This is a genomic window from Thermophilibacter sp., assembly GCF_966187215.1.
Genome location: NZ_CBIFYV010000081.1, coordinates 1 through 11,958 on the forward strand (window position 1 = coordinate 1; position 11,958 = coordinate 11,958).

At 72.0% G+C, this 11,958-nt stretch carries 10 protein-coding genes; all 10 read left to right on the plus strand.

The window, feature by feature from the left end; all coding sequences use genetic code 11:
- Positions 1–963, plus strand: a 963-nt coding sequence (locus ACWTSU_RS06820; RefSeq protein ID WP_455139116.1) for a S1 RNA-binding domain-containing protein, incomplete at its 5' end; no start/stop codon positions are given.
- A 356-nt stretch (positions 964–1,319) separates the two neighbouring features.
- The gene (locus ACWTSU_RS06825) at positions 1,320–2,984 is read left to right on the plus strand and encodes a ribonuclease J (protein WP_455139117.1); all 1,665 of its coding nucleotides are present in this window, start codon (positions 1,320–1,322) and stop codon (positions 2,982–2,984) included.
- A 5-nt stretch (positions 2,985–2,989) separates the two neighbouring features.
- Positions 2,990–5,449 (plus strand): DNA translocase FtsK 4TM domain-containing protein, encoded by a 2,460-nt coding sequence (locus tag ACWTSU_RS06830; protein ID WP_455139118.1) that lies wholly within the window; start codon positions 2,990–2,992, stop codon positions 5,447–5,449.
- Between the two features lies 1 nt (position 5,450).
- Positions 5,451–7,031, plus strand: coding sequence for a helix-turn-helix domain-containing protein (locus ACWTSU_RS06835; protein WP_455139119.1), 1,581 nt, complete (start codon positions 5,451–5,453; stop codon positions 7,029–7,031).
- Positions 7,032–7,075: 44 nt separating this feature from the next.
- On the plus strand, positions 7,076–7,573 hold the full coding sequence (locus ACWTSU_RS06840) for a YajQ family cyclic di-GMP-binding protein (protein ID WP_455139120.1): 498 nt from the start codon (positions 7,076–7,078) through the stop codon (positions 7,571–7,573).
- Positions 7,539–8,912, plus strand: a complete 1,374-nt coding sequence (gene rimO, locus ACWTSU_RS06845; protein WP_455139121.1) for a 30S ribosomal protein S12 methylthiotransferase RimO — start codon at positions 7,539–7,541, stop codon at positions 8,910–8,912. The genes ACWTSU_RS06840 and rimO overlap by 35 nt, the downstream gene beginning before the upstream one ends.
- The gene (gene pgsA / locus ACWTSU_RS06850; protein ID WP_455139122.1) at positions 8,909–9,535 is read left to right on the plus strand and encodes a CDP-diacylglycerol--glycerol-3-phosphate 3-phosphatidyltransferase; all 627 of its coding nucleotides are present in this window, start codon (positions 8,909–8,911) and stop codon (positions 9,533–9,535) included. The genes rimO and pgsA overlap by 4 nt, the downstream gene beginning before the upstream one ends.
- Positions 9,536–9,550: 15 nt before the next feature.
- A complete protein-coding gene (locus ACWTSU_RS06855) occupies positions 9,551–10,060 on the plus strand; it encodes a CinA family protein (RefSeq protein ID WP_455139123.1) in 510 nt (169 codons plus the stop codon).
- A gap of 208 nt (positions 10,061–10,268) precedes the next feature.
- The gene (gene recA, locus ACWTSU_RS06860) at positions 10,269–11,360 is read left to right on the plus strand and encodes a recombinase RecA (RefSeq protein WP_455139124.1); all 1,092 of its coding nucleotides are present in this window, start codon (positions 10,269–10,271) and stop codon (positions 11,358–11,360) included.
- Between the two features lie 2 nt (positions 11,361–11,362).
- The coding region (locus ACWTSU_RS06865) for a regulatory protein RecX (protein ID WP_455139125.1) at positions 11,363–11,958 on the plus strand (596 nt) is incomplete at its 3' end.

Consider the following 11,958-nt stretch of genomic DNA (forward strand, 5'->3'; position numbering starts at 1 on the left):
ATCCGCGTGGTGTCCGAGGTGCTGGAGTCCAACGACTCCTCGTCCATGGCCTCCACCTGCGGGTCCACGCTGGCCCTCATGGACGCCGGCGTGCCCATCAATGCGCCGGTCTCCGGCATCGCCATGGGCCTCATCAATGAGGGCGACGACGTGGTCATCCTCTCCGACATCCAGGGCATCGAGGACTTCCTCGGCGACATGGACTTCAAGGTCACCGGCACCACCAAGGGCATCACGGCCATGCAGATGGACAACAAGGCCACCGGCCTCACGCCCGAGATCCTGCGCTCCGCCCTCATGCAGGCACACGACGGCCGCATGTTCATCCTCGACGCCATGCTCGACGCCGTGCCGGGCGTGCGCGAGAAGACCAAGGAGAGCGCGCCGCAAATCATCAGCCTCCAGATCCCCACGGACAAGATCCGCGACGTCATCGGCTCCGGCGGCAAGGTCATTCGCGGCATCCAGGAGGACACCGGCGCCACGATCGACATCCAGGAGGACGGCACCGTCTTCATCGCGGGCGTCGGCGGCGCGGGCGAGGCCGCGGCCGAGCGCATCAGGGCCATCGTCAAGGTGCCCGAGGTCGGCGAGGAGTACACCGGCCGCGTGGTGGGCATCCAGCCCTTCGGCGCCTTCGTCGAGCTTCTGCCCGGCAAGGACGGCCTGCTGCACATCTCCCGCGTGGCGCAGGGCCGCGTGGACAAGGTCGAGGACGTCCTCAACATCGGCGACGAGGTCAAGGTCCGCGTCCTCGAGGTCGACGAGAAGGGCAAGATCAGCCTCGACCGCATCGACAAGCCCGAGGCCCCGGCCGGCTCCCACGGCCACGGCAACGGCGGCGAGAAGGACCGCCCGCGCCGCGAGCACCGCGGGCCGCGCCGTCGCCCCGGCGACAAGGGCGCGGGCGAGGGCGGCAACGGCGGCGAGCGCCGCCAGCCGCGCCGCCACCACGGGGCCTAGGCGCCCGGTACGCCTGACCTGAGCGGCCCGGGTGTTCCTCCGAGAAGTGCGCCAGAGCGGAACTTCTCTGCGGAACACCCGGGCCGCTTCATGCGTGCCAACGTCGGCTGTCGGTTTTTTTGCGGGAGCGTTCGTTTGGTCGGGAGCACGTGAGAAGCTCCCGTCAATCCGAACGCTCTGGGGGTCGAAACCGTTCGTTTGGCAAGGACTTCTGCCCGCGCCCGCGCGTGAAAGGCTCGTGGAACCGGTCAGCGGCGCGCGCTTCTCGACTACAATCGATGAGCATGCGAATTGACGCGGCCGCACGGCCGTCTGATAGACCTGATCGCACTCATCCCGAAAGGAACCACCCAGGAATGCCCAAGAAAGACATCGCGCTCAAGATCATCCCGCTGGGGGGCTTGGACGGCATCGGCAAGAACATGACGGTCCTCGAGTACGGGGACGACATGGTCCTGGTCGACGCTGGCCTGATGTTCCCCGACGAGGGCCAGCCCGGCATCGACCTCATCCTGCCCGACTACACCTACGTCCTCGAGAACGAGCAGAAGCTGCGCGGCATCATCATCACGCACGGCCACGAGGACCACACCGGCGCCCTGCCGTACCTGCTGCAGGACCTCACGCGCAAGGTGCCCATCTACTCGAGCAAGCTCACACTCGGCATCATCCAGGGCAAGTTCGAGGAGCACCGCATCAAGAACCCCAAGACGCGCGAGGTGAGCGACGGCTCCACCATCACGCTCGGGGCGTTCACCATCACGTTCTTCGCCATGACGCACTCGATCCCGGCCGCGTTCGGCATCTTCGTCTCCACGCCGGCCGGCACCGTCATGCACACCGGCGACTTCAAGTTCGACCAGACCCCCATCGACGGCAGGCGCCCCAACTTCCAGGCCATCAACAAGTTCGGCGGCCAGGGCGTGGACCTGCTGCTGTCCGACTCCACCAACGCGACGCGCCCCGGCTTCACGCCGTCGGAGGCCGCCGTGGGCCGCGACCTGCGCCACGTCATCAAGAACGCCCGCGGCCGCGTCTTCGTGGCGGCGTTCTCGAGCCACATCCACCGCCTCCAGCAGATCTGCGACGCGAGCGTGGCCGTGGGCCGCAAGGTCGTGGTCACGGGCCGCTCGATGGTCACCAACACCAAGGTCGCCCGTGAGCTCGGCTACCTCAAGATCGCCGACGAGAACATCATCGACGCCTACGACGTCGACCGCCTGCCCGACGAGAAGATCGTGGTGCTGTGCACCGGCAGCCAGGGCGAGCCGCTCTCGGCGCTCGCGCGCATGGCCACCGGCGAGCACAAGTCGCTCTCGATCCACGAGAACGACACCGTGATCATCTCGGCCACGCCGATCCCGGGCAACGAGAAGAGCGTCCAGTCGATCATCAACGCACTCTCCAAGATCGGCTGCGAGATCTACGACAAGTCCAAGGGCACCGTGCACGTCTCGGGCCACGCGAGCCAGGAGGAGCTCAAGCTCATGCTCGCCATGGCCAAGCCGCGCGCGTTCATGCCCGTCCACGGCGAGGCCCAGCACCTGCGCGCCCACGCCGAGCTCGCCCAGCAGATGGGCGTGCCCAGGAGCCGGATCTTCGTGCTCGACAACGGCGACGCGCTCGAGATGGTGCGCCACAAGGTCCGCCGCGGCCGCGGCGTGGAGTCGGGCGTGGTCTACGTCGACGGCGGCAACGTCACCGAGGCCGACCCCGTGGTCCTGCGCGACCGCCAGAAGCTCGGCGCCGACGGCGTGGTCTGCTGCACCGTCGTGGTCTCGCGCCGCCGCGGCGCGGTGAGCGCCGTGGAGGTGTCGGGCCGCGGCCTCGCCGCCGCGTCCGACGACCAGGTGCTCACCGAGGCCCAGGAGGCCGTGCGCGCCCAGGTCTCCAAGATCGCCGCCTCGGGCGACGCCAGCATCGACGCGCTACGCCGCGGCGTGCGCAACGCCCTCTCCAACCAGCTCTGGAACAGGACGCACACGCGACCGATGGTCATACCGGTCGTCATGGAGGTCTAGCCAGCATGCCCGCAAAACGCACCTCAAACGCAGCAAAGAAGAAGGGGGGCGGCGCGCGCGGCTCGTCCGGGCGCGGCCGCGTCGCGCGGGCGACCCTCGTCGGCACCGTTCGCGGGGACATCGTCGGCATTGCGCTGGCGGTGGTGGCCGTGGCGCTGCTCGCCTCCATCATCGTGCCCACCACCGCCGTGGTGACGAGCGCCGTGCGTGACTTCCTCGCGCTCGCCTTCGGCGTGGCCGCTCCACTCGTGCCGGTGGCCCTGCTCGCCTTCGCCCTGACGTTCTTCGTCCGAGCCGACCAGGGGCTCCCGACGCGCGTCGCCGGCGGGCTGACCCTCGTGGTGCTCGCCGTCCTCGCCGCGGTCTCGCTCAACCTGCCCGGGGCCGCATCGGACCCCCAGGCCGTCTTCGTCCCCGCCGCGGCGCGGGCCGCGGGAGGCTACGTGGGCGGGGCGATCGCCTGGGCGCTGCTCGAGCTCGTGGGCACCGTCGTGGGCAACGTGGTGCTCGTGGGCGTCGCGCTCGCCGGCGTTGTGGTCTGCGGCTTCTCGATCTCGGGGGCCGTCGAGCGCGCCCGCGGCCGCATCGCCGAGGCGGCCGAGGCGCACGAGACCCGCGCGCGCGAGCGCCGCGAGCAGCGCGTCATCGACGAGGTGGCCGACCAGGAGGCCCCGGCCGCCGGGGCGTCGCTGTTCGACGAGGGCTCCGCGAGCGCCACGACGTTCATCGGGAACCGGAAGACGAGCGTCCTGCGCCGCGGCGCGCCCGCGGGCGGCGCCGTCCTCCTCGACCCCGACGCCGCCGACGCCCCCGCCCCGGCCGAGGAGGGGGCCACCGAGCTGCTCCCCAAGCGGGGGAGGGGCGCGCGCAAGAGGCGCGACGAGCGGGACGTTGACGCCCCGAAGCCGGACGCCTCGGGGACCCCTGCGGTGCCCGAGTTTCTCGCCGCGGCCCAGCGCCCGCCCGAGAGGCCCGTGCGCCCCGGCGACGGCGACGAGTCCTACCAGCTGCCGCCGCTCTCCATCCTGCGCGAGAACCCCTCGGCCGGCGACGCCTACGCGGGCGACGCCGAGCTCTCCGCCACCGCCGAGAAGCTCCAGGGCACGCTCGAGGAGTTCGGGCTCAGCTCGCGCGTGGAGGGCTGGATCGCGGGTCCCTCGGTCACCACGTTCAAGATCTCGATGGGCGAGGGCGAGCGCGTGAGCAAGATCGTCAACCTCGAGGACGACATCGCGCTGTCGCTCGCCGCCAAGTCGGTGCGCATCTTCGCGCCGATTCCCGGCACCTCGCTCGTGGGCATCGAGATCCCCAACGAGAAGCCCCAACCGGTCTTCCTCTCCGACGTGCTGCCCTACGCCACGGGCGGCCCGCTCGACTGCGCCTTCGGCCGCGACTCCGAGGGCCGCCCCATCGTGGTGGACCTGGCGGGGCTCCCGCACCTGCTCGTGGCCGGCACCACCGGCTCGGGCAAGTCGGTGCTGCTCAACGCCATCATCATGTCCATGCTCATGCGCGCCACGCCCGAGCAGGTGCGCCTCATCATGGTCGACCCCAAGCGCGTGGAGTTCACCGGCTACGCGGGCCTGCCGCACCTCTACGTGCCGGTGGTCACCGAGCCGCGCCAGGCGGCCAGCGCCCTGCAGTGGGCCGTGACCGAGATGGAGCGCCGCCTCAAGGTGTTCGAGCACTACAAGGTGCGCGACATCAAGACCTTCAACAGGAACGTCGACGGCGACAAGTACGCGGAGCTCGAGAACCCGCCCAAGCACATGCCCTACTTCGTCATCGTGATCGACGAGCTCGCCGACCTCATGATGGTGGCCGGCAAGGACGTGGAGTCCTCGATCGTGCGCATCGCCCAGCTCGGCCGCGCCGCGGGCATCCACCTGATCGTGGCCACGCAGCGCCCCTCGGCCGACGTCGTGACGGGCCTCATCCGCGCCAACATCGACAACCGCGTGGCGCTGTCGGTCGACAACTCCATCAACTCGCGCATCATCCTCGACCAGAAGGGCGCCGAGCAGCTCCTGGGCCGCGGCGACATGCTCATCAAGCTGCGCGGCAAGAAGCCCCGGCGCGCGCAGGGGTGCTGGGTCTCCGACGAGGAGATCGAGAAGACCGTGGAGTTCGTGCGGACCCAGGTGGCGGCCGACTACCACGAGGACATCCTCACCGCCGTGGTGCCCAACACGCCGGGCGGCGCCGAGCCGGGCGCGGCCAAGGACGACGACCCGCTCGTGTGGGAGGCGGCGCGCATCGTCGTCGACTCCCAGCTCGGGTCGACCTCCGGGCTGCAGCGCGCGCTCTCGGTCGGCTACGCGCGCGCCGGGCGCATCATGGACATGCTCGAGGCCAAGGGCGTGGTGGGCCCCGCGAACGGCTCCAAGCCGCGCGAGGTGCTCCTCGACCAGGACGGGCTCGAGGAGCTGAGGGCCGCCGAGGCGGCCTGGCGGGAGGTCGAGTGACATGGCCGTTCCACGCTTCAGCGAGATCCTCGTGGCGCGCCGCCGCGAGCTGGGCCTCAGCATCGCCCAGGCCTCGCGCACGCTCAGGCTGCGCGAGGACGTGCTCGTCGCCTTCGAGGAGGGCGACTTCGACCACATGCCCCAGAGCGGCTACGCCCAGGGCATGCTCTCGAGCTATGCCCGCTACCTCGGTCTCAACGCACGCGAGCTGACCGACCTCTTCCAGGAGGAGGTCTACGAGTACCGCCACGGCACGACCTCGCACGAGCTGCGCCGCCGCACGCGACAGACGCAGGCCGGACGGGGCATGCGCGGCTACGACATGGTCAACGAGGAGGGGTCGCGGCCGAAGGCCTACGTCGAGTACCGGCCGCTCCTGCCCACGTCGGGCGGCCCGGCCGGCGACATGGGCGACTTCGCCACCACCGCGCCCGCGCGCCCGCGCCGCTCAGTCCCGCTCGTGGGGACCGGCGAGCCCGTCCCCGGCACCCGCTCGGCGACGTCCTCCTGGGGCGCCCGTGACGACGCCGCCGTCGCGCGCGAGCGGCCCTACAACGCGCCCGGGGCGCGCCAGCGGACGGCCCCGTCGTCGTCGCGGCGCCGGACCGCCGCGCGCCGGCGCGACGACGACCAGGCGAGCCGTCTGATCAGCGAGGGGCAGCAGCACGTCACCCGCCGCCGCGACGACGCGCGGGGCGGGATCTCGTCGGGCCGGCTGTACCTGCGCGACGACGTGAGCACGCGCCGCGTGCGGGCCGGCGAGTTCACCGATGACATGCGCTACGACGACCGCGCCAACCCCTATGCCCCCGCCTCGACCCTCTCGGGCCGCCGCTCGTCCCGCAACATCGCGCCGGTCGAGCGCCCGCGCGTCCGCCGCCGGGCCCCGGGCGGGCGGGGTACGGCGCCTTCGCGACGGGGCGGGTCGGCGCGGGGCGGGGCGCTCTCGCGGTTCCTGTCGGACCCGCGCCGGGCGCTTCTCGCCCTCGTCGCGCTGCTCGCGATCGTCCTGACGCTGATCCTCGTGTTCTCGGTGCGCTCCTGCGTGGACGCGCGCAACCAGCCCACCGGTCCCGTGACCGTGGTCCCCGTCGACACGACCGACGCCTCGGGCTCCTCCGACGGGTCCTCGTCGTCACAGGGGGAGGGCTCCTCCGACGAGGGGGAGGACGAGCCCGCGACCGACGACGGGGGAACCACGGACGGCGAGGCGGAGAAGGGTGGCAAGTCCGGGGCCGCCGCGGGCGAGACCGGTGACGACGGCGCCGACGAGGAGCCCACCGAGACCGTGGTCGAGGTCTCCGTGGCCGAGGGGCAGGTCTCGTGGGTCGAGATAACCTGCGACGGCACGAGCGAGGTTGCCGACAGCGTGACCGGTCCCTGGAGCGCGAGCTACACCGTGCGCGACTCGATCACGATCCAGGTGGCCAACCCCGACGCCGTGACCGTCACCAACAACGGCGAGAAGGTCGCGCTGTCGTCGCGGGCCGGCGGGCTCGGCGCGGTCACCATCGCGGGCACCCCGCTGCCCGACGACGCCGAGGACGGCGCGCAGGCGGACGCCGGCCAGGCGACCACGTAGCACGATCAGGAGGCCCCGGGCCACGGGGCGGGAAGGGAGGAGACATGGCCAAGGAGTCCAGCTTCGACGTCGTGTCCGTCGTCGACATGCAGGAGGTCGACAACGCGTGTCAGCAGGCCTCGCGCGAGATCGCGCAGCGCTACGACCTCAAGGGGACGGGCGCGGCGCTCGCGCTCTCCAAGAAGGAGGGGACGATCCGGATCGACGCGCCGAGCGAGTTCGTGGCCGGGCAGGTCCGCGACGTGCTCGGCAGCAAGCTCACCCGCCGGGGCATCGACCTCGCCGCGGTCCGCTGGTCCGACCCGGTGGCCGCCGGCGGCACGACGGTGCGCCAGACCGGCGCGGTCGTGCAGGGCATCGACCAGGACACCGCCAAGCGCATCGCCAAGGACGTCCGCGACCTCAAGCTCAAGGCCAAGGCCACCGTCGAGGGGGACAAGCTCCGCGTGAGCTCGGCCTCGCGCGACACCCTCCAGTCCGTCATCGCGTCACTCAAGGAGCGTGACTATGGGCAGCCCCTGCAGTTCGTCAACTACCGCTAGCGAGACCGCGCCGCGCTTCCTGCTCGTGACGCTGGGCTGCGCGAAGAACGAGGTCGACTCCGACCGCATGCGCGCCCTGCTGCTGGCCGCCGGCCTCGAGGAGACCGGCGACGCCGCGGAGGCCGACGTGGCGCTGATCAACACGTGCTCGTTTCTCGCCGCCGCCACCGAGGAGTCGGTGGAGGCCACGCTGACGCTCGCCGAGGAGCGTGCGGAGGGCGTGCGCGCGTGCCCGATCGTGATGTGCGGGTGCGTGCCGTCGCGCTACGGCGACGCGCTCGCCGCCGAGCTCCCCGAGGTCGCCGCCTTCGTGCGGGCCGAGGAGGAGGACGGCATCGTGGGGGTCGTCCGCGACGTTCTGGGCATCTCCGGTTCCGCGCCGGAGCCGCCCGCCGAGCCGGGGGCGCTGCGCACCGTGGAGGGCGCGAGCGCCTTCGTGAAGATCTCCGAGGGCTGCGACCGCTTCTGCACCTTCTGCGCGATCCCCTACATCCGGGGCCGCTACCACTCCCGCGGCGCCGACGAGGTCTGCGCCGAGGTGGCCGCGCTCATGGAGGGCGGCGTCCGCGAGGTGGTGCTCATCGGCCAGGACACCGGCGTGTGGGGGTCCGACCTGGGTGACGGGCAGTCCCTCGCGACGCTTCTGGGGCGCGTCGCCGAGGTCGTGCGCCCATACCGCGGCTGGGTGCGCGTGCTCTACCTCCAGCCCGAGGGCATGACCGACGAGCTGGTGGCCGCCATTCGCGACACGCCCGAGGTGCTGCCCTACATCGACATCCCCATCCAGCACTGCTCCGCGCGCGTGCTCAGGGCGATGGGTCGCTCCGGCTCGGCCGACGAGCTCCGCGCGCTCTTCGCGCGCCTGCGCGCCGAGATCCCGGGCATGGTGCTGCGCACCACGGGCATGGCGGGCTTCCCCGGCGAGACGGACGAGGAGGCCCAGGAGCTTCTCGACTTCATCGCCGAGGAGGGCTTCGACTACTGCTCGGTGTTCGCCTACTCGCCCGAGGAGGGCACCGCGGCGGCGCGCATGGCCGACCAGGTCCCCGACGACGTCAAGCTCGAGCGCACGCAGCGGCTCGTGGACCTCACCGAGCAGCTGGGCTTCGCGGCCACGGCGGCGCACGTGGGCGAGCGGGTGCGCGTGATCGTGGACGGCGTCGAGGAGGGCGACGAGGGCCCCGAGCTCATAGGGCACGCCTGGTTCCAGGCCCCCGACTCCGACGGCGCGGTCCACATCGCGAGCGGCGAGGCCGCCGTGGGGGACGTGGTGACGGTCGACCTCGTGGACTCGTTCTGCTACGAGCTCGTCGGCGAGCTGGTGGGGGAGGAAGCATGAGCGAGCGGGGCTCCGCCCCGGGCGTCTGGACGCCCGCCAACATCGTGACCTGCGTGAGGATCGCGCTCATCCCGGTCTTCATGGTCGTGGCCATCGACGCGCGCGGCGAGGCCGGCGCGCGGGGCTTCGGTACGGGCGACCCGGTCCTGAGCGTCGCCGCCTTCGCGCTGTACCTGGCGCTGTCGCTCACCGACAAGGTCGACGGCTACCTGGCGCGCTCGCGCGGCGAGGTCACCGACTTCGGCAAGTTCCTCGACCCCATCGCCGACAAGCTGCTCGTCTTCTCCGCGCTGCTGCTCCTGCTCGAGCAGGGGTCGGTCTCGGTGTGGGTCGTCTTCGTCATCCTGCTGCGGGAGTTTCTGGTGAGCGCCCTGCGCATGGTCGCGGGCGCCCAGGGCGAGGTCATCGCCGCCGACGCGCTCGGCAAGGCCAAGACCGCGGTCACGATGGTGTCGCTGTGCAGCTACTACCTCGCCGCGGCCGCGCTCGCCCTGGGTCTCGCGCAGGCCGGGGAGGCCCTCGCGCTCGTCTCGTGGGCGCTCATGGTGGCCGCCGTGGTGCTCACGGTCGTCTCGGGCGCCCAGTACTTCTGGTCCGCCCGTCACGTGGTCTTCGGGAGGTAGCCGATGGGGGAGAGGATGGTTCCCGACGAGGTGGCCCGCGCCGCCGCCGACGTCGTCAGCCGGGCGGGGGGCGCCGGGGTGACGCTCGGGTGCGCCGAGTCGTGCACGGGCGGGCTCGTCTCGGGCGCGCTCACGGCCGTGCCCGGCTCCTCGGCGGTCGTGCGCGGCGGCGTGGTCAGCTATGCGATAGCGGTCAAGCGCTCTGTGCTGGGCGTCTCCGACGAGGTGCTCGACGCGCCCGGCGTGGGCGCGGTCTCGAGCGCGTGCGCGGCCCAGATGGCCGAGGGCGCCCGGCGCGTGCTCGGCTGCGACGTCGCGGTCTCGGTGACCGGCATCGCCGGCCCCGGCGGCGCCGAGCCCGGCAAGCCCGTGGGGACGGTGTGGTTCGGCCTGGCCACGTCGGCGGGGACCACGACCGCCCTCGAGACCTTCGACGGGTCGCGCGACGAGGTGCGCCGCGGCGCCGTGCTCCGCGCGCTCGCGCTGCTTCGTGAAGGCGTCGTGGAGGCCTCGGGCGCCGCCTGAGCGCCGCCGCCCTCTGACGAGTGGAGGACCCCGGCCGCGAGCTGCGCGGGCGGGGCCGCGCGACGCCCGTCGCGCAGCCTGCCGTCAGGCACCGGCTCGCCACCCGCAAGCCCCGTGTCAGCGGCCCGCGCTACGCTGGGGTCGTTCCGCTTGACCCAGAACGGTTGTTCGTATACCATCCACCTGACACCGAGACGAGGGAGCGAGCATGGCCAGGAGCAAGGGAGCCACCAAGGAGATCCACCCGCGGACCACCGGCGAGGAGCGCGACAAGGTCCTCAAGGCCACCACGGACGAGATCGAGAAGAAGTTCGGCAAGGGCGCCATCATGAAGTTCGGGGATGACAACCCCGCCTTCGAGGTCGAGGCAATCCCCACCGGCTCGCTCGCGCTCGACGCGGCGCTCGGCATCGGCGGCGTCCCGCGCGGCCGCATCGTTGAGATCTACGGCCCCGAGTCGTCTGGCAAGACCACGCTCTCGCTCGAGATCCTGGCCGAGGCCCAGGCCATGGGCGGCGTCGTCGCCTTCATCGACGCCGAGCACGCGCTCGACCCGGGCTACGCCGCGCGCATCGGCGTGGACATCGACGAGGTCCTCATCTCCCAGCCCGACACCGGCGAGCAGGCGCTCGAGATCTGCGACATGCTCGTGCGCTCCGGCGCGATCGACGTCGTGGTCGTGGACTCGGTGGCGGCCCTCACGCCCCGTGCCGAGATCGAGGGCGAGATCGGCGACTCCACGGTGGGCCTCCAGGCGCGCCTCATGAGCCAGGCGCTGCGCAAGCTCGCCGGCTCGCTCTCCAAGTCAAACACCACCTGCATCTTCATCAACCAGCTGCGCGAGAAGATCGGCGTCATGTTCGGCAACCCCGAGACCACGCCGGGCGGGCGGGCGCTCAAGTTCTTCGCCTCGGTGCGCATGGACATCCGCCGCATCGACTCCATCAAGGTGGACGGCGAGGCCGTGGGCAACCGCGTGCGCGTCAAGGTCGTCAAGAACAAGGTGGCCCCGCCCTTCCGCCAGGCCGAGTTCGACATCATGTACGGCCAGGGCATCTCCAAGGAGGGCTCGATTCTCGACATGGCGGTCGACTATGACGTCGTCAACAAGTCGGGCGCCTGGTACACCTACGAGGGCGAGCGCCTCGGGCAGGGCCGCGAGGCCGCCAAGGCGTTCCTCGCCGCTAACCCCGAGCTGCGCGACGAGATCGACCACAAGGTCCGCGTGGCCTGCGGCCTCGAGCTCGGTGACGAGCGCGTCGGCGAGGTCGTCGGGGTGCCGGACGAGGGCAGCGAGTAGGCGTGGGCCGGACCGCCCTCGACTGGGACGTCGAGCTGCCGGCTCGCGGCGGCGCGACCCGGCGCGCCACCCTCATTGTCTCCGCGGACGATCGCGGCGAGGAGCGCCGCGACCTGCCCGTGGCCGTGGGGCGCGCGCTCGCGCGGCTCCGGGACGAGGGGTGGGACCCCTCCTGTCGCGCCGAGCTCCTGCACCGCGTGGGCTCCCTGCAGCGCGATCGCGCGCACGCCCGCATGGAGGACCTCGTGGGCAGGCGCGACTACTCCGCCCGCGAGCTCTCCGAGCGCCTCGCGCGCGACGGCTATCCCTCCGCCGCCGTGGATGAGATCGTCGGGCGCGCCCGTGAGACCGGCATCGTGGACGACGCGCGCTACGGCGCGGCCTTCGCCCGCTCCAAGGTGCTCGCGGGCTGGGGGAGGCTGCGCATCGAGCGAGAGCTCAGGCGCCGCGGGGTGGAGCCCGCCGACGTCGAGGGCTGGCCCGAGGAGTTCTGCGACCCCGGCGACGAGCGCGAGCGCGCGTTCGCGCTGGCCTCGCGACGCCGCCCCCCCGGCAGGAACGACTTCCCGAAAATCGCGCGCTTCCTCTCCGCGCGGGG